14 protein-coding genes are annotated in these 18,068 nt (G+C 56.5%); 7 read left to right on the forward strand and 7 right to left on the reverse strand.

Annotated features, from left to right (window positions below; all coding sequences use genetic code 11):
* Positions 1-124: 124 nt before the first annotated feature.
* Positions 125-2,959, reverse strand: coding sequence for a TonB-dependent receptor (locus tag H8B15_RS06705; RefSeq protein WP_187318905.1), 2,835 nt, complete (start codon positions 2,957-2,959; stop codon positions 125-127).
* Positions 2,960-3,552: 593 nt separating this feature from the next.
* Between H8B15_RS06705 and H8B15_RS06710 the strand changes: the two genes are divergently transcribed.
* From H8B15_RS06710 to H8B15_RS06730, 5 genes are all read left to right on the forward strand, one after another.
* The gene (locus H8B15_RS06710) at positions 3,553-4,635 is read left to right on the forward strand and encodes a DegT/DnrJ/EryC1/StrS family aminotransferase (protein ID WP_187318906.1); all 1,083 of its coding nucleotides are present in this window, start codon (positions 3,553-3,555) and stop codon (positions 4,633-4,635) included.
* Between the two features lie 85 nt (positions 4,636-4,720).
* A complete protein-coding gene (locus H8B15_RS06715) occupies positions 4,721-6,184 on the forward strand; it encodes a lipopolysaccharide biosynthesis protein (RefSeq protein WP_187318907.1) in 1,464 nt (487 codons plus the stop codon).
* 65 nt (positions 6,185-6,249) lie between these two features.
* Positions 6,250-6,960: a WbqC family protein gene (locus H8B15_RS06720; protein ID WP_187318908.1), complete on the forward strand. Its 711-nt coding sequence runs from the start codon at positions 6,250-6,252 to the stop codon at positions 6,958-6,960.
* The gene (locus tag H8B15_RS06725) at positions 6,957-7,610 is read left to right on the forward strand and encodes an LbetaH domain-containing protein (RefSeq protein WP_187318909.1); all 654 of its coding nucleotides are present in this window, start codon (positions 6,957-6,959) and stop codon (positions 7,608-7,610) included. The genes H8B15_RS06720 and H8B15_RS06725 overlap by 4 nt, the downstream gene beginning before the upstream one ends.
* A complete protein-coding gene (locus H8B15_RS06730; protein ID WP_187318910.1) occupies positions 7,600-8,589 on the forward strand; it encodes a glycosyltransferase family 2 protein in 990 nt (329 codons plus the stop codon). The genes H8B15_RS06725 and H8B15_RS06730 overlap by 11 nt, the downstream gene beginning before the upstream one ends.
* 243 nt (positions 8,590-8,832) lie before the next feature.
* On the opposite strand, the gene H8B15_RS06735 is transcribed toward H8B15_RS06730, so the two are convergent.
* From H8B15_RS06735 to H8B15_RS06755, 5 genes are all read right to left on the reverse strand, one after another.
* Positions 8,833-9,480 (reverse strand): O-methyltransferase, encoded by a 648-nt coding sequence (locus H8B15_RS06735; protein ID WP_187319164.1) that lies wholly within the window; start codon positions 9,478-9,480, stop codon positions 8,833-8,835.
* Complete coding sequence (locus tag H8B15_RS06740; protein ID WP_187318911.1) at positions 9,477-10,250, reverse strand: DUF4184 family protein; 774 nt, start codon at positions 10,248-10,250, stop codon at positions 9,477-9,479. Before H8B15_RS06740 ends, H8B15_RS06735 begins: the two co-directional genes overlap by 4 nt.
* An 85-nt stretch (positions 10,251-10,335) precedes the next feature.
* Positions 10,336-11,238: a YDG/SRA domain-containing protein gene (locus H8B15_RS06745; RefSeq protein WP_187318912.1), complete on the reverse strand. Its 903-nt coding sequence runs from the start codon at positions 11,236-11,238 to the stop codon at positions 10,336-10,338.
* Between the two features lie 93 nt (positions 11,239-11,331).
* Positions 11,332-12,564 carry a M16 family metallopeptidase gene (locus H8B15_RS06750; RefSeq protein WP_187318913.1) on the reverse strand — a complete coding sequence of 411 codons (1,233 nt, stop codon included), beginning with the start codon at positions 12,562-12,564 and terminating at the stop codon, positions 11,332-11,334.
* Between the two features lie 167 nt (positions 12,565-12,731).
* Positions 12,732-13,796, reverse strand: coding sequence for a glycosyltransferase family 9 protein (locus H8B15_RS06755; RefSeq protein WP_187318914.1), 1,065 nt, complete (start codon positions 13,794-13,796; stop codon positions 12,732-12,734).
* A gap of 519 nt (positions 13,797-14,315) precedes the next feature.
* On the opposite strand from H8B15_RS06755, the gene H8B15_RS06760 reads away from it, so the two are divergent.
* Positions 14,316-15,611 (forward strand): aminopeptidase P N-terminal domain-containing protein, encoded by a 1,296-nt coding sequence (locus H8B15_RS06760; RefSeq protein ID WP_187318915.1) that lies wholly within the window; start codon positions 14,316-14,318, stop codon positions 15,609-15,611.
* A gap of 339 nt (positions 15,612-15,950) precedes the next feature.
* Entirely contained in the window at positions 15,951-17,420 is a 1,470-nt protein-coding gene (locus H8B15_RS21180) for an OmpA family protein (RefSeq protein WP_187318916.1), read from the forward strand.
* A 72-nt stretch (positions 17,421-17,492) separates the two neighbouring features.
* Here H8B15_RS21180 and H8B15_RS06770 read toward each other — a convergent pair whose 3' ends face one another.
* Entirely contained in the window at positions 17,493-18,050 is a 558-nt protein-coding gene (locus tag H8B15_RS06770; protein ID WP_187318917.1) for a DUF4252 domain-containing protein, read from the reverse strand.
* Positions 18,051-18,068 lie beyond the last annotated feature (18 nt).

Here is an 18,068-nt window from a genome sequence, read left to right on the forward strand (position 1 = left end):
TCCAACCCCAAAATAGGCGAAAAAATCCGGCTTACGGGCAGGCAATGGTAGCTCTCGTGCCAAAGCAGGGTAGGCCCGAAAACGAAAACGGTGGTTACTCAGACCACCGTTTCCCACGCAACTATTAGTTAGAAGGCCCGCCTCCACCGCCGGGTGGCCGCCCGCCGCCGGGCGGGCGGCCCTCGCCGCCGCGGTAGTTGCCTCTACCCTCGCGGCCACCCTCGGTAGGCATATTCACGTTGCCGCGGCGCAGGTTGTAAGTAAACATCAGCATGAAGTACTGCTGTAGGTTATTGGTCACCACTCGCTCATTGTAGGCCACCGTGATGTTGTTCTGGATGCTCTGGTTTTGCTTCAGAATATCAAAGGCATACAGCTTGATTTCGCCGCGCTGGCCGGGCAGAATGCGCTTGCCCAGGCTGGCGTTCCAGAGCAGATACTGCTGGCTGGCCGCCGACAGGCCCTGGTTGTACTGGTGCGTTACGTTGGTCTGGAAGTTGATGCCCGGCCCAAAGGTCCAGCTCAGGCGCACCGAGCTGTTCTGCACGTAGTAGTTGGTGTTGAGGCGCACGTTGGTGGTGTTGCGCGCATACGTCAGCCGGCCATCCGTCGACACTGTGAAGTCGAGCGTGGTACTGATGTTACTGCTCAACGTGAGGCCCAGTCCCACGTTCGGCGACTTCGAGTAGTTAACTACCCCGTTGTTGATGCCCGGCGTGCGCGAATAGCCCACCGAGCCGTTCAGATTCAGGTTGGTTTTGATAAAGTTCAGCGGCAGGCCGTAGTTGCTAAAGGCCCGCACCGAATACTGCTGGCCCAGGTTCACGGGACGCGTGAGCTGCCCGCCCAGGGGTAGGGCCACCTCGCCGCCGTTGATGCTCAACACCGTGTCGCGGGGCGTTACGAAGGTGCTATTGGTGATGTAGTCGTCGGTGATAGTGCCAAACACGCCGGCAAAAAACGACGTCGATTTCTCGGGTTTCGAAGCCGAGTAGCGTAGTGCCAGCACGTGCTGGTACTGCTGGCGCAAGTTGGGGTTGCCGGTGGTCAGCTGGAGCGGGTTGGCGTTGTTTACCACCTCCTGCAACTGGCTGATGTTGGGTGCCGAGGTACGGCCGTTGTAGTTCAGGCGCAGGTTTTTCTCCCTTGAAAAGCGGTACCGCAACTGCGCGTTGGGCAGAATATTATAGAACGTGCGGTTGATGCCCGGCCCGGCCGGAAATTTCTGGTCGCTGTCGAGGTCAGCCTTTTGGGCCGTGATGCCCGCCGAGGCTTGCAACGTTTCGGTCTGGTGGCGGTAGCTGGCGCCTACCCCCTGCGTGAGGTAGGTATTGGTGAAGACGTTGCTCAGGCCCGCATTGATGTCGGAGTAGGCGTTGTCGGTTTCCGCAAAATCGTAGGTTTTCTTGTCCGAGTTGTTGGGCGTGTAGGCTACGTTGTAGTTAAATTGCAACAAGTCCTTTTTGCTCAGCGGCTCCGTATACGACACCCCCGAGTTCAGCTCCCAGCCCCGCTGGTTGAGGGTAGCGTACTGGTTCAGCACCGTCGTATCCGAGAGCGAGTAGAGGTTGCTGTTGCCATCCTTGCTGTTGTAGTTGGCATTGAGGTCCAGCGAAACCGTGCGGCCGGCCTTGGCAAAACGGTGGCGGTAGAGCAGTTGATTGGAGGAGTTGATGCCCGTGAGGCGCGAGCGGTAGTCCGTGGAAACCACGCCCCGCGGCGCGTCGCCTACCAGCGTCTGACCATCTAGCGTGCTATTGCCAGTGTTCTGTTGAAACGACAGGCGCGGAATGAATAAAATGGAGTTGGCCGAGTCGATCTTGTGCTCCAGGCGCAGGTTGAAGCGGTGGTTGATGTTGCGGCTGTTCACGAAAGAGTTTTCGAGGTAGCGCTGGTTTTGGGTGGCATACTGGCGGTCGGTGCTGCTAGTGATGCGGTTGTTGGTCTGGTTGAAAAAGTAGCTACCCGTCACTTGGGTGTTCTTGCCCCACTGGTCGGAGTAGTTCAGGCCCACCGCATTGGTGGTCGAAATGCCTCCACTCTGCGGCACCAGGAAATTGCCGCCCCCGCCGCCACCCCGGCCGCCGCGCCCGCCCCCGCCGCTGGCTCCTACCAGGTCGGCTGAGGCAAAGTTTTGCATGTTAATGTTGTTGGACTGTGCCACCAGCGAAATGCGCCGGTCGCCGTTGAAGCTGTTCACGCTCACGCTGGCCTGGTAGCGCTCCGGTCCGGCCCCCAGCGACAAGCGTCCAAATTGCCCCTTGCGGTACTGCGGCTTGGTTACGATGTTGATGGTTTTCTGCGTGTTGCCATCATTAAAGCCTGAAAACTGCGACTGTTCGCTCTGGCGGTCAAACACCTCTATTTTGTCAATAATCTCAGCCGGAATGTTCTTCATGGCCGCATCGGGGTCAGTGCCGAAAAACTCTTTGCCGTCTACTAAAATCTTCTGCACCTGTTCGCCCTGCGCGTTCACCTTACCGTCCTGCACTGTAATGCCGGGCATCTTCGTCACCAAGTCGCGGGCGTCGGCGTCGGGGTTGGTTTTGAATGCGTTGGCGTTGTATTGGGCCGTGTCGCCCTTCTGCACGGCGGCGGGCGTTTTGCCTACTACCTCCACGCCTTTCAGCGTGATGCCACCAGCTTGCAGTGTGAGCGTGCCCAGCGCCCGGTTGGTGGGCGTGAGCTGCACCTGCCGCCGGGTAGTCTGATACCCCAAAAACGACACCGCCAGCACGTAGCGCCCGGCTGGCACATCGGCTATGCTGAAGTTGCCCTCCGTATCGACGGCCGCGCCGCGCCGCACCGAGTCGGGCACCTGAATCAGCACTACGTTGGCCCCAATCAGGGGTGATTTGTCGGCGGCATCTTCTACCCGGCCGGTCACCGGGAAAACGGTCTGTGCCAAAGCGGATCCGCTGAGCAACAGTAAGATAGCGAAGAGAAGAAGTCGTTGCATATAGAGTGGTTAGCGGCTTATTGGACGAAGGTAGAGGGGGCAGGTTTAAGCAGTCAGCCTGTACTCGGCTGGAACTCTGCGGTTCGCCCGGAAATACCGATTAACTGGCAAAAGAGGCCGACGAAATATTTGGCTGAAAACACAAGCGTTGAAGCAGACCCCGAAGCGCGCCGGAGGTTGCAGTCCGGCTTCTACCTCACCTTATGTTGGGGTTTACACTACTCTGTGTTGTCCCTCAGGCTTGAAAGGAAGCATAAGAAAGTAATTCGGCAGTGGCTGTATCCCGCTTCCTTTTCCAACACATCGGCAACGCTCAGCTTTTGATTAATCTGTAGCTGTGCGTCTGAGGCACAACAGTATCGTTTCAGTCTGATCTTGCTTTACATGCAGAAGCCAACTTCTACTTGGTAAAGCCGTTATAAGTTTCTACTGTGTTATATTCGTATAATAATGATTATAAAAAATATAACTATTTAAATAAAAAGCAACGCTAGCATTTGGATTACTACGGCGCCGTAGTAGTGTAAGACAAGCGTACGCATTTATAAATAGAAGAATTCCTGTTTCGTTCTTCTGGTTGAAAAAACCATTACATGATCAATGTTACCAAGCCTTTTCTACCGCCTCAAGAAGAATACAACCACTACCTGCGGGGAATTTGGTCGAGGACATGGCTTACCAATAATGGCCCGTTGGTCAATGAGCTGGAGCTTACGCTGAAAAACTATTTCAGCGTGCCGCATTTGTTCTTTGTAAGTAATGGCACCATTGCGTTGCAGTTGGCTATCAAAGCGTTGGGGCTGCAAGGGGAGATTATCACCACGCCGTTTTCTTTTGTTGCCACCACCAGCAGCATTGTGTGGGAAGGCTGTACTCCAGTGTTCGTCGACATCGACCCCACCACGTACAACATTGACCCCAAGCTGATTGAGGCGGCCATTACGCCCCACACCACCGCCATACTAGCCACGCACGTGTTTGGCAACCCGTGCGCCGTGCAGGAAATAGCCGCCATAGCCGCCCGGCACAAGCTGCGCGTTATCTACGATGCGGCCCACGCGTTCGGCACCCAGTATCAGGGGCGCTCGGTGCTACACCAGGGCGACATTAGTACGCTGAGCTTTCACTCCACCAAGCTATTCCACACCATTGAGGGTGGCGCGCTCATCACCCACAATGCAGACCTAGCCAATACGATTGCGCACATGCGCAACTTCGGCTTTCACGGTCCCGAAACGTTTCAGGGCGTAGGCATCAACGGCAAAAACAGCGAGTTTCACGCCGCCATGGGCTTGTGCAACCTCAAGTACGTAGGGCAAATTCTGGCCCGGCGGCAGGAGCTTACGGAGGTATACCACCAAATGCTGAAGCCGTTGCAGGCAGGCACGCCTTTTCTGCGGCCGAATGCCGGGTTCAACTACGCCTACTACCCGGTACTGTTTGATAACGAAGCTGTTCTGTTGAAAATGATTGAGGCGCTGCACGGCGTGTACGTCTACCCGCGGCGGTACTTCTACCCCTCGCTGGAAAAGCTGAGCTACGTGCGGCCGGGGCAGCAGATGTGCGCCTCTTCCAACATTGCGTCCCGCGTGCTGTGCCTGCCGTTGTACCACGAGTTATCGGTAGAGGAAGTGAAAATGATTTGTCGGGCCATTCTTCGCGCAGATCGGTATTGAGGGCGGCCTACCCAAAACGGGGCTGGTTGGCCAGGCCGACTACCCCCATGCCTTTGCTGGTTTGTAGCGTACTTGCCGCGGATCTATGAAGGAAAAGACCTTAAAAGACCGCGCGGCCGTGAGCATGGTGTGGCTGACGGGGGAGCGATTCGGCAACCTGCTCAGCGACTTCCTGATATCCGTATTCCTCGCCCGCATTCTGGGACCCAGCGAGTTTGGCCTGATAGCCATGGTAGCGGTTTTTATTGCTCTGTTGCAGCCCTTCACGGATGCGGGCCTGGGCAGCGCCCTGCTACGGAAAAAAGACGCCACGCCCGCCGATTACGACACCGTATTCTGGAGCAATCTGGGCTTGTCTGGTGCGGCCTACGCCATCGTGTTTGCCTGCGCGCCGCTGGTGGCCCAGTTTTACAAACAGCCCCTGCTCACAGACATTATCCGGGTGCTGGGTATCGGCCTGGTATTGAACTCATTGAGTGTCGTGCAGAATATCCGGCTGACGAAGCTGCTGGACTTCCGCACCATCAGCCTACGCTCGTTGGTGAGCAATATTCTTTCCGGCGGTATCGGGCTGTACCTGGCTTACCACGGCTGGAGCTACTGGGCGCTGGTGGTGCGGCAGCTACTCAACGCCATGATTACCAACGTGCTGTACTGGGCGGCGCGCTCCTGGTTTCCCTCATTCACGTTCTCCACAGCCTCATTCAGGGACTTCTTCGGGTTCGGCTCCAAGCTGCTGCTTTCCAGCTTGCTCGATACGGGTTTTCGCAACGTCTACCCCTTGCTGATCGGCAAGTTTTACTCGGCCTCTGCCCTGGGGTTCTATAACCGGGCGGTGAACCTGAAAGACATTCCGCAGACCCTGGTTTCGCAGGTAACGAGCAAGGTGTCCTACCCCGTATTGATTGAGTTGCAGGACGACCCGCCCCGGTTGGCGCAGGCCTACAAGCGCCTCATGCAGCTGGTGTCGTTTGCCTACTTCCCGCTTCTGATGGGCCTGATGGGCCTGAGCAAAAGCGTGATACTGGTGCTATTCACCGATAAATGGGCCAGCGCTATTCCGCTGCTGCAAGGCTTGGCGTTTGTGGGGTTGCTCTACCCCATTCATGCCCTCAACCTGAATATCCTGACGCTTAAAAAGCGGTCTGACCTGTTTCTCACGCTCGAGATAATCAAGAAAGCGCTGACGGTGGTGTGCCTGCTACTCACCTATCGGTGGGGCGTGATGGGGTTGATTTACGGGCAAATTGCCCTGTCGTTCGTGGCGCTGATCATCAATACACACTACTCCAAACGGCTGATTGCGTACGGTTTCGCGCACCAGCTGCGCGACCTGCTGCCTAGCTTCTGCACGGCGCTTGCCATGGGAGTAGCCCTGCTGTGGGGTAGCGAGCAACTCCAGATTTTCACCTGGTGGACGTTGCTGCTGTGGGTGGTGGTAGGCGGGGTCATTTACCTCACACTGTCGGTCATCTTCAACCGCAAAAACCTGCTGTACCTATACGATTTCTCCAGGGAGAAATTTCAGGCCATGCGTGTGGCCAGCTAACCTCTACTGTGTCAAACACCACGAAAAGCCTACCCCAACCGCTACAAGCAAACCACGAGCAGCCTATGAAAGTCGCCATCATGCAGCCGTACTTATTTCCCTACCTAGGATATTTCCAGCTGCTGGCGGCGGCCGATTTGTTTGTGGTGTACGATGATGTGCACTACATCAAGAAAGGCTGGATCAACCGCAACCGTATTCTATTAAACGGGGCCGAGCACCTGTTTACGCTGCCCTGCCTGAACGCCAGCCAGAACAAGCTCATCAACGAGGTAGAGGTGGACTGGGCAAGCAAGGACGTGCGCAAAGTGCGCCTGACTATAGAAACAGCCTACCGGAAAGCGCCTTTTTTCGAGCAGGTGTACCCGCTGGTGCAAGGCGTGCTGGAGGGTAGCGGCGCCACCAGCATTGCGGAGGTAGCCACTCACAGCATCCGGGCCGTGTGCGCCTACCTCGGCATTGATACGCCGTTGGTTGTCAGCTCGCAGCAGCCCTACGAAAATACCCACCTCAGCAAGGGCACCCGCCTGGTAGACATCGTGCGGCAAGAGGGCGGCGACCAATACCTGAACCCCATCGGCGGCGAAGCGCTCTACACCAAGGAGTTCTTTGCTGAGCACGGCCTTACGCTGCACTTCGTGAAGCCCCTACCCATCCAGTATGCGCAACCTGTGCCGGATAACGGGTTTGTGCCCTGGCTCTCCATCCTGGATGTGCTGATGTACAACGACAAAGAGACCGTCACCGCATTTTTACAAGACTACGAACTCCTATGAAAAACGTACTAATACTAGGCGGGCAGGGCAATGCCTCCGTTATCGGCAATGCTATGCTCGATGCCGCCCAGCGGGGTAGCCAGGAATACCAGTTTTGCGGCTACGTGAACGACCGGGACGGTTGCGAGGAAATAGAAGGCTACCCTGTGAAAGGCGGGCTACAGGACATCCCGCGGCTGCTAGAAGAAGGCTACTACTTCCTCAACACAATTTATAAGATAGACGGGCAGCGAGAGCGGATTGCCCTGTTCGAGTCGCTGAATATCCCCGACGACCGGCTGGCTACCTTCGTGCACCCCACGGCCTACATTGCCGCCAACGTGGAGCTGGGGCCTGGGTGCGTGGTGATGCCCCACGCCATCGTCTCGACCAGTGTGCAGCTGGGCAAGTGCACCCGCGTGATGATTGGAGCCATTATCAGCCACAACTGCACCATTGGCGCCCACACGTTTGTGGCGGCGGGCTCCTGCTCGGGCTCCAACTTGCAGGTAGGTGAGGGCGTGCACATCAGCATGAACGCCACGGTGCGGGAGTTTCTCACCATCGGCAACTACTCTACCCTGGCCATGGGGAGCGTGCTGCTGAAGGACGTAGGCGAGCTGGAAATCTGGGCCGGCAACCCAGCCAAAATGCTGCGCAATGCACAGTGAGGTGCCGCTGGTAAGCGTGCGCGTCATTGCCTACAACCACGGGCGCTTTCTGCGGGAGTGCCTGGATGGGATTATGGCCCAGGAAACCTCTTTCCCCTTTGAGGTAGTGATTGGGGAAGATTGCAGCCCCGACAACACCCGGCAGATTTGCCAGGAGTTTCAGGCGCGCTACCCTGATAAAATTAAGTTGCTGCTACACGCGCAAAACGTGGGCGCGCAAGCCAACGCCCGCCTGGCCCGCGAGGCCTGCACCGGCAAATACATCGCGTTTTGCGAGGGCGACGACTACTGGACCGACCCCACCAAACTCCAACAGCAGGTAGATTTTCTGGAAGCAAATCCGGCGTACGTACTGTGCTTTCACAACTGCTGGATGAAGTTTGAGCAGAACCCGGACAAGCCGATGGAGCTATTCCACCACTACACCAAAACTGACTATGCCATTCCGGACCTGATTGGCAAATGGATCATCCCAACGGCTTCCGTGGTGTTCCGCAACCACCTCCTCACCGAGTACCCCGAGTGGCTGCGCAATGCCGTGGTAGGCGACACACCGTTCTTTATTCTGTTGGGGTCGTTTGGGCAGCTAAAGCGGTTGCCGGGCGTGATGGCCGTGTACCGCCGCCACGATGGCGGTGCCACCAACCTGCTGCACGGCTACCGCTATTGGGAGCGAATGATTGAGCTGTATACGGGTATCAATGAGCATTTTAAATATCAGTACAGCAAGGAAATAAACCCGATTCTAAAGTGGTTTCACTACCAGCTCACGCAACTGGCCCTACAAGATGGCGACTACCCCAAGTACCGCCACTACGCGCAGAGTTGTTTTCAATTCAATAAAGAACTGTTGGTGCGCTTTCGTCACCCCGGCCTGTTTCATTACCGCTACACGCAGATGTATCTGACTGCGAAAAGCCCACAGCTGTTTAAAGCCCGCGCACGGCGGCAGGTCCAACAAGAGGCTAAAGTTGTTTAGGAAGCTTACTGCCCGTCAGCAAAATAAGTGTACCGCACTGGCGCTTGCCGGTCCGACGCCGTAGGCGTCCGACCGGTTGCCGCGTGCTGCCGTTGCACGAACGGGCTGCGAATGTTCCCAACGCGCCGGTTCACGCAGCGTCGATGTCAGCGTCAGCAGAGGGCACGGCCGTCAGCAACGACAACCGGTCGGACGCCTACGGCGTCGGACCGGCAGACGCTCGGGGCGGAAGTCCTGTAACCATCAGATACTATCCCGCTTGCGCACCAGCAGCAGCCCGTCGCGTAGGGGTAGGAACACGTTTTCCACCCGCTCGTCCTGCTGCACTTTGTCGTTGAATGCGCGCACAGCCCAGGCATCCTTATCACCAGCCTTGATGGGATAGGAGGGTAGGACTTTACCACTCCAGAATACGTTGTCGATCAGGATAAAACCGCCCGGCCGCACCTGCGGCAGTACCAGCTCGTAGTAGGCGTCGTTGTTGATTTTATCGGCGTCGATGAACACCATATCCCACTCGCCGGGCAGGGTAGGGAGTATTTCCAAGGCTTTCCCAATGTGCAGGTGCACCCGGTCGGTGAGACCAGCCTCGGCCACATAGCGCCGGATGCGTGTTTCCAGCTCAGGGTTTTGCTCCACGGTGTGCAGCTCGCCATCGGTGGGTAGGCCCTCGGCTAGGCACAGGGCCGAGTAGCCCGTGAAGGTGCCCAGCTCCAGCACTCGCCGCGGCCGAATCATGTGGCTGAGCATACTCAGCAGCCGCCCCTGCAAGTGTCCCGAGAGCATGCGGGGGGCCAGCACCTGCACGTGTGTTTCGCGGTTGAGGCGAGCCAACAGAGGCGTTTCGGGCGAAGTGTGTGCCTCGGCGTAGAGGTCGGTTTCGTCGGTCATGTAGGAGTAGAGGTAGGCTGCTCGGCGGGCCAATCATTACGAAGGAGCCGCACAAAGGTGGAGGTAAGCACCACCGCCAGTATGCTTGCGCTAATACTGCTCACGGCGGTGGCAGTTAGATACCCATAGCCTACTGGGTAACGATGCTGGATATACCGGACAAAAAGCAGCACAAACACGCTAAATAAAACCGCCGTAATCAGCCAGAAAATGGCCTGCTGACGGGTAGAGACGCGGGGCGGCCGCCGCGTAACAGGCAATTGCCACACAAACCACAGGATGATCAGCAGCCCTACCAGCGAAGAACCGTATTGCAACCACACAAACACTGGCCGATTGTGAACGGTATCAACCAGAAAGGGCAACTCATGCGCAATGCGGCCCCGCGTGTGCGTCACGCCGTCCCAAACCAAATGGGAGCCAGCCCCAATGATAATGGCCAGTAGCAGGCGCGGGCTCCACAGGTTGCGGAGCGGCCAGTGCTGAGCAGCAAATCGTCCAAAGCGCCGCCGCAGAAAAACCGGCAGACTACGCACCAACGGCCGTTTTACCAACCCGTGAAACAAACCAGTGAGTACCAGCGCCAAGGGTAAGTCGAGCGTAAAAATACCCACCGTAGAATGCCCAAACCCGCCGCCCGGCCGCAGGCGCAGAAAGTACTCGAAGTCGGGTGACATGCTGCCCAGAATCAGGCCCGTAGCCGACAGCCAGCGGCGGCCTTTGTACAGCAACGGTACTATGATGGCCGGGTGAGCAAGGGTAAACGGCATACGCGCGGAGGGTAGGGCAGTAGGGCTGCAATAAGCCCGCAAAGTAACACGCAATCAGGTAGGGAACGAGATTACGCGCCAGACATCATTCATTATTGTGATACAAATGCTCTCGATGATAAGCTAAGCACTGCATATCTAACACATGCGCTGGGTGAGAGCGCAAGCTGCCAGGAAGTCCTAAAAATAAAAGAGTAGGACTGATGGAAAAACTCCCAAGATCAAATAGCACGTGATGGTTCGGGCATAAGCACAAAACATTACTGAGGGCATCTGGGCCATGATGAGGTGCGCCAAGTGGACGGATGTGTGCCGCCTCGGCATACGGGCCCACAGGACCAAGCAATTGGGTAGCACAAACTTGGCACCGATACTCGTGCAGGTGCTTTACCTCGCGCGTTACGGCAGTGTCGCGCACAAGGCGAAGCAATGTGGTTTCGCGACGCAGTGGTGTGCTATAGATGCTGCTGGGTTCTTGGGCCTGGCCAATTTGGTCGAGCTTTAGGGTAGGCGCTACATCAGCGGGAGCCACTAGGGTAGGGAGTTGTTCTAGTCGAAAGCGCCAAACGCTGAAGCCGGATTTACCTACTTCATGCCAATAGTGTGCTACCCGATACAAACCGGCATAGCGGTAAAACGTCTGACCGTTCTCCTGCACTTTTCGCGTCACACGTACCGGAAGGCCAGTAGTTTGGTTGCGGGTCAGCTCTAAATTTGCACCCGTTAGGGTTTGGTTGGCTACCTGTTGTCCAGATTCTTGACTACGCCCACCTTTGCCTGTGTACAAGATGACGGAACCGTAATCAGCGTCATCCTCATACCCGCCCGACAGCACGATAGATTCAGCTCCTACCCCTCGCCGCGCGCTTATGCCTGCCTGCGTTTGGCGGTGCACGCCAGCTCCCCATAAGGCCAAACGGTTTTCAAACTCGTGCCCCGGCAGCACCCCAGGAATATCACCAAAAATAATAGCGGCTTGTTTTGTCATACAGGGTAGCCGTAACACAAATAGGCCATTGGTACGTTTCTGTACCAATGGCCTATTTCAACATTTATTCACGAATTGGCAAACGCACCTGCCTTACTCCGGCACGTACTGCAATACGCTCAGATTATCCTCCCGCAGCACATCATTGGCCATGTCCAGCAGCTCCGTGGCGGTGATGGTGCGCACGCGGTCGAAGATTTCGGTGATGGGCTCCACGCGGTTCAGGTCCAAAGTGCTTTTGGCGAGGAGCTGCATGAGGCCGCCGTTGCTTTCCTCAGCCATAGCTAGCTGGCCCATCAGTTGCTCTTTAGCCGTGTGCAGCTGCAGGCCGCCGAGAGGTTTCTCGCGCAGCTTCTTCAGCTCCTTCTGTACCAAGCCAATCGTGCGGTTGACCTGCTTTTTCTCAGTACCGAAGTAGATACCGAACATGCCCGTGTCGGTGTAGGGCGAGTAGGTGGAGTCGATGGCGTAGACCAGACCAAACTTCTCGCGCACGCCCAGGTTCAGGCGCGAGTTCATACCGGGGCCACCCAGCACGTTATTTAGTAGGAAAAACGGAATCCGGCGGGCATCGTCAATGGCGTAGGCGGGACCCCCAATGAGGCAGTGCGCCTGCGTGATGGGCTTGCGCTCCAGCAGCTCGCGGCGCTGGTAGCCGGCAAAAGCGGTGCGGGGCCGGTTGCCGAGGCGGGCGGGTAGGGGCGCGAGGTATTTCTCGGCCAGGCGCTTCACCTCCTTAAAGGGTAGGTTGCTCACGGAGCTGAACACCAGCCGGTCGGTGCGCACATTCTCGCTCAGAAACTGCCGGAAATCGGCCTGCTGAAAGCCACTCACGCTCTGGCGCGTGCCCAGAATGTTGTGCCCCAGGGCATGCTGCCCGAAAATTACCTCGTCAAAATCGTCGATAATGGCATCGTCGGGCGCGTCGAGGTACATCGACATTTCTTCCAGAATCACGCCGCGCTCCTTCTCGATTTCCTTTTCAGGAAACACCGAGTGGAAGGTGAGGTCGGTCAGAAGCTCGAAAGCCCGCTCGAAATGCGTGCTGAGCAGCGAGGCGTAGAAGCAAATTTTTTCCTTGGTCGTGTAGGCGTTCAATTCGCCGCCCACGGTTTCGAGGCGGTTGAGGATGTGGAAGCTCTTGCGGCGCTCAGTGCCTTTGAACGCCATGTGCTCCCAGAAGTGCGCCAAGCCTTGCTGCTCGGGGCGCTCATCGCGCGAGCCAATATCGAGCAGAAAGCCGCAGTGCGCGATTTTCGTGTGGGGTACCTGTTTATGGAGTACCCGAATGCCGTTGGGCAGTTCGAGCAAATCGTAGTCGAGCATTCGTCGGGAAAAGCAGAAAAGTAGAAAGGCAAAAACCCCAGCGGGCCGGGGTAGGGGCCGGCCGGGCTACTATAACAGCCAAGCCCGGTGCGTAGTTGCAAAGGTACAAGATGCGCGAGGGTAACCTGCGAAAAGCGCAACGAAACCCGACGAGATACGCCGTTGCCCTACGCCCGCATCAACTCGCGGTACACCACTTTCTGGGGTGCGGCCATGCGCTTCAGCTGTTCCGCTTCGGCCAGGGGGGCCAGCAATTGAGCCGTGCCGATGCCTCGGCCACATAGAAAATGCGTGAGCGGGCACTGGGCATAGCCCGTCACATCGCAGGAGCGGCACTCCAGCGCCGCCGCGGTTTCCACTACCCAAGAGTGCGGGCTGAGCGGCCCAAAGCCGAATGCCGGCACCGTAGAGCAATATATGGCACAGGTAGGGGCCGCCACCGCCGAGCACAGGTGCAGCATCGCCGAATCGTGCACGTAGTTGAGCACGCCCCCCCGTAGTAGCGCGGCCGTTGCCAACACCGACAGCTGCCCGGCCAGATTCACAACTCCCGGCCGGTGACTGCGCCTAGCAAGTTCTGCGCACAGATCGGTATCAGCCGTTGTGCCTACCAGATACACTTGGTAACGGGTGGGTAGAGCAGCCAACAGCTTCAGCCACTGCTCGATAGGTAGCTGCCGGGTACGCTGGTCGGCGCCGGGTGCTAGGCAGAGGTAGTCGCCGGCAAGCGTATAGGGCGTAATGGCATCTACATCAGCAGTAGTAGGGTAGAGGCGAGGTAGAGTGAGGGGGGTATAGGGAGCAGGCGCCAGCAACTGCATGTTGCGCCCTACTTCATGTGTATCGGCGCCGATGAAATATGGAATGGCCCGCGTAAAGCCCGTGGATAACGGATTTTTAGTAAATCCGATTCTTTCCTCAGCGCCCGAAAAAGCCGTAAGTAAGCCAGTAGCTGTGGAGTGTTGTAAGTTGATGACGCGGTGGTAGTTAGCCGCCCGAATCTGCCGTAGTAGCTGGTGCGCAACGGGTAGCTTAATTTGTGATTTCTCTACCGTAATTACTTGATTCACATAAGGATGATTTTGTAACGCGCTGGTGTATTCCTGCTGTATTAGTACATCCAGAATGGTAGTTGGCTCAGTGAGGTGTAAATATTCGAGTAGGGCTGTAAGCAGAATAACATCAGCCAGCAAGCCAGTTTGAATAAGTAGCGTAGAGCGGGTGGGAAACATAGCTATATCGGAAAAAGCCAACCACAGAGAAAAATACGTTTATTGGTATAATGCAAAATATCGGCCGAATTTGATTCCCGTACTTGCAATCTCATAACATTGCTAGGCTATGCGTATTCTTATTCGGCTTCCAAATTGGCTGGGTGATGGAGTGAGAAGTGCCGGCTTTGTGTGCGCTTTGCATCCGTGACTCACCTATATTTCGTTACAAAAGCCAAGCTGGCGCCGCTAATGTTGCTGCTACCAGGAGGCGCATGTACTGTCGTGTTTCCCCTCAGTGAGTCAGACTATTAGGTGCTTGGCGTTTCGGCTGCTGGCTCCGGCAACTAAGGGCTATTCTACGCTTATTAGCCCACTTAACTCCTTTCCTGCCGGCCTGTTAGGTTGCAAGTCGTAACCACTAGCGTGTGGGCTGCGCGTGGGGTAGGAAATGGTTTTACGTGACAATCGCCGGCTCAATCTGTTAACTTGCTGCGGCGCTATTTTGGCGTTGCCTTCATCTTCTATCCTGTCTTTCCCATGCGCTACGGCCCCATCGACCCACACCTGTTCATCGAAAATCGCCGCCGTTTCAAGGAGTTGCTGCCCCCGGCGTCGCTGGCTATTTTCAATGCCAACGACATCATGCCCACCAACGCCGACGGCACCATGGCGTTTCGGCAAAACAACGATTTGTTCTACCTGTCCGGCGTCGATCAGGAGGAAAGTATTCTGGTCATCTGTCCCGATGCCAAGCTGCCACAGTACCGCGAAATTCTGTTTCTGCGCGAAACCAGCGAGCATATTCTAGTGTGGGAAGGCTACAAACTCACCAAAGACCAGGCCCGCCAACAGTCAGGCGTGCCCACCATCATGTGGCTCGACTCGTTCAAATCAGTATTGCCCGCGCTGATGAATGAAGCTGAAAACGTGTATTTGAACAGCAACGAGCACATCAGGGCTGTGGTGGAGGTGGAAACCCGCGACGCCCGCTTTGGCAAGTGGCTACGCGACGCCTACCCCCTGCACCAGTACCGTCGCGTGGCCCCACTCATGCATCAGCTGCGCGCCATCAAAAGCCAGGAGGAAATCCGGCTGATGCGCCAGGCCGCCGACATCACCGATAAAGCCTTTCGCCGTTTGCTGGGCTTCGTGAAGCCGGGCGTGATGGAATACGAGATTGAAGCCGAAATCTTCCATGAGTTCTTACGCAACGGCTCGCGCGGGCCAGCCTATAGCAGCATCATCGCCTCGGGCGAGAATGCCTGCATCCTGCACTACGTCAGCAACGAGCGCGAGTGCAAAGACGGCGACGTGCTGCTGCTGGACTTCGGGGCCGAATACGCAAATTATGCCGCAGATTTGTCGCGCTCCATCCCGGTGAATGGCAAGTTCACCAAGCGCCAGCGCGATGTATACGAGGCTGTGCTGAGCGTAATGAAGTTTGCAACCTCGCAGCTAGTGGCGGGCAATAACATTGAGGAGTACCACGCCGCCGTGGGCCGCCACATGGAGCAGGAGCTGATTAAGCTGGATCTGCTTAATGCCAACGATGTGAAGAACCAGGACCCGGCCGCGCCTCTGTATAAGAAATACTTCATGCACGGTACCTCCCACTACCTGGGCCTCGACGTGCACGACGTGGGCGACAAATACCGCGTGTTTGAGCCGGGTATGGTGTATACCTGCGAGCCGGGCATTTACATCCGGGAAGAAGGCCTCGGAATCCGTCTGGAAAATGATATTCTGATCACGGAAAATAGCAACGACGACTTAATGAAAAATATTCCTTTGGAGGCCGAGGATATTGAGCGTCTGATGCAAGCCAGCCGTTAATCTAGCCCGAGCAGTCTTAGCTCACCAAAATTCCCGCTGTGCTGCTACCATGTAGCACAGCGGGAATTTTAATTTTCAGCCGGAGTTTCTGAGGCTCTGTTTGTTATATTCGGATAATAAAATATATTTTTTTATGCTTAATAATTAGCCCTAAAATGCGGTCGATTTGCTTGAAAATGGGCTTTGTAGGGTGGTGCAAGGGGGTAGCCGGTAGGTAGCAGAATACACACTTGCTACAACTTTATTCTCCCTAGAACGGTATAGGCAGCATATTCCGCCTCATACTCTCTCCCATATTGAGCGGATCTACTACAAGTTTTACCCAATCTTTTCTCTTGTATGAGACACCTTTTAACCACAACGGCGGCACTCGGACTAGCCATGTTCGCAGCCGCCCCCAAAGCCCAGGCCCAGACCTCCGACCACAAGACGGTGATTGGCCTCTCGGCCAATGCCTTCCAGTATAAAGGCAACCTGGGTTCTGATTATTGGGACTTCAGCCGCTCCAAATGGGGCCCTGGCATTTCCATCAATCAGTACATCGCTCCCGGCCTGAGCATCGGTCTGCAAGGCAGCTATGCCGAGCTGAAGAAGTCGTTAGGCCCTAACAGCAGCACCTTCGCTACCAACATTGTAAGCGCCAATGTGCCCATCAAGCTGATGCTGAACAACGGCTGGGCTCTGAAGGAAGATGCCTTCGTGCAGCCCTACATTCTGTTGGCACCTGGCATCCTGTATTACAGCCGCGAGGGACAGTATCGTTCCAACAACGTAAACACCAACATCAACGCTGACGAGACCAAATTCGCTGGTCAGGCTGGTTTAGGTATCAACTTCCGCATCAGCGACAACATTGGCATCTTCGTGCAGACCTCGCAGGTAGTAGGCTACAAGGCCAACCTCGACGGTAGCACCGGTGGCGACAACGACGGCTGGGACGACCGTTTCCTGCAGCACTCGGCTGGTTTGAACATTGCGTTCGGCAAGGCGAAGGATGAGGACATGGATGGTGTGCCAGACCGCAAAGACAAGTGCCCCGGCACCCCCGCTGGTGTAGCAGTAGACGAAAATGGCTGCCCACTTGATGGCGACGGCGATGGTGTTCCAGACTACCAGGATAAGTGCCCCACTGAGAAAGGCTTGGCTTCGCTGGAAGGCTGCCCCGACCGCGACGGTGATGGCGTACGTGACTCAGAAGACGAGTGCCCCGATCAAGCTGGTCTGCCCGCACTGCGTGGCTGCCCCGATTCGGATGGCGACGGCGTAGCTGACAAAGACGACAAGTGCCCCAACACTCCTGCTGGTACTCAGGTTGACGCAACCGGCTGCCCTGTAGTAGTAGACTCTGACGGTGACGGTGTAAACGACGACGTAGATAAGTGCCCCGGTACTCCGGCTGGCGTAACGGTTGACGCCACTGGCTGCCCGCTGCCCATTCCCGCTGAAATCCGCAAGCTGGAGCAACCCATCCGCTTCGAAACCAACAGCACGGTAATCCAACGCAGCTCGTACACTACCCTCGATAAGATGGTACAAGTGCTGAAAGACCACCCTGAGTATAGCCTGCGCATCTCGGGCTACGCTGACAGCCGCGGTACCGATGAGTACAACCAAGGTTTGTCGGAGCGTCGCGCTGAGTCGGCTAAGACGTACTTCACTGGCAAAGGCATCGACACGAACCGTATCCCAACGGAAGGTTTCGGCGAAAGCAAGCCAGTTGTTCCGAACACCTCGCGTGCTAACATGGCGAAAAATCGTCGTGCCGAGTTCAAGTTCGAATTCTACATCCCTAGCCAGCCGCAACCCTAATCCTGCGCTGCGCTAAAGCAAAAGGGGCGAACCATTGGTTCGCCCCTTTTTTGTGTTGGTTGAATTATTAGATTACGGTGTGGTTTCGTGTACTACATTAGGTAGAAACTCCGCCAGCCGCTCGGCCTGCGCCCGAGTGAAGTTGCCGCTTACATCAAGTAGCACAAACGAATTGGGGGAACTGCTGAGGTGGCCGGTGGCTACCATCTCCTGCACTTGGTCGCCCTGCTGCCGAATGGCATAGCGCAACGCTGTATTATTGTCGGGGGCTGATACAGCTAACGGTGTGTACCGCTCGTTTCTTAGTAACCCGTCTACCTCTTGGCTTAGCCCTTCGTTGGTGAGTTTCAGCGCGCCCGCCGAGGTAGGCGTGAAGGCCAGCACCTTGCAGCTGCGGATAGACGACAGTGCTTGTGCCAGGTCGTTGTCGCCGCCTAGCTTACCCAGGCGGCCCAGCAGTAGCCGGGTGGTCAGCCCCGCCGACCACTCGGTGGTGCGGAAGCCCGGACGGCCATCATACTTGCGAAAAAACTCGGCCACAGTGCGGGCCGGCGTGCCGGGGCCACTGGCCCGGCAGCCACTTAGCAGCAGCACCAGCGCGGCCACCAAGGAAAAAGCATAGCGTTTCATGCGCCTAAATTGCGCCAA

The organism is Hymenobacter citatus, from assembly GCF_014333615.1.
Classification (GTDB): Bacteria; Bacteroidota; Bacteroidia; order Cytophagales; family Hymenobacteraceae; genus Hymenobacter; species Hymenobacter citatus.

Bases quoted from the DNA above. Each gene is read 5' to 3' on its own strand.
- H8B15_RS06705 (WP_187318905.1), bottom strand. From the start codon at position 2,959: ATGCAACGACTTCTTCTCTTCGCTATCTTACTGTTGCTCAGCGGATCC.
- H8B15_RS06710 (WP_187318906.1), top strand. From the start codon at position 3,553: ATGATCAATGTTACCAAGCCTTTTCTACCGCCTCAAGAAGAATACAAC.
- H8B15_RS06715 (WP_187318907.1), top strand. From the start codon at position 4,721: ATGAAGGAAAAGACCTTAAAAGACCGCGCGGCCGTGAGCATGGTGTGG.
- H8B15_RS06720 (WP_187318908.1), top strand. From the start codon at position 6,250: ATGAAAGTCGCCATCATGCAGCCGTACTTATTTCCCTACCTAGGATAT.
- H8B15_RS06725 (WP_187318909.1), top strand. From the start codon at position 6,957: ATGAAAAACGTACTAATACTAGGCGGGCAGGGCAATGCCTCCGTTATC.
- H8B15_RS06730 (WP_187318910.1), top strand. From the start codon at position 7,600: ATGCACAGTGAGGTGCCGCTGGTAAGCGTGCGCGTCATTGCCTACAAC.
- H8B15_RS06735 (WP_187319164.1), bottom strand. From the start codon at position 9,480: ATGACCGACGAAACCGACCTCTACGCCGAGGCACACACTTCGCCCGAA.
- H8B15_RS06740 (WP_187318911.1), bottom strand. From the start codon at position 10,250: ATGCCGTTTACCCTTGCTCACCCGGCCATCATAGTACCGTTGCTGTAC.
- H8B15_RS06745 (WP_187318912.1), bottom strand. From the start codon at position 11,238: ATGACAAAACAAGCCGCTATTATTTTTGGTGATATTCCTGGGGTGCTG.
- H8B15_RS06750 (WP_187318913.1), bottom strand. From the start codon at position 12,564: ATGCTCGACTACGATTTGCTCGAACTGCCCAACGGCATTCGGGTACTC.
- H8B15_RS06755 (WP_187318914.1), bottom strand. From the start codon at position 13,796: ATGTTTCCCACCCGCTCTACGCTACTTATTCAAACTGGCTTGCTGGCT.
- H8B15_RS06760 (WP_187318915.1), top strand. From the start codon at position 14,316: ATGCGCTACGGCCCCATCGACCCACACCTGTTCATCGAAAATCGCCGC.
- H8B15_RS21180 (WP_187318916.1), top strand. From the start codon at position 15,951: ATGAGACACCTTTTAACCACAACGGCGGCACTCGGACTAGCCATGTTC.
- H8B15_RS06770 (WP_187318917.1), bottom strand. From the start codon at position 18,050: ATGAAACGCTATGCTTTTTCCTTGGTGGCCGCGCTGGTGCTGCTGCTA.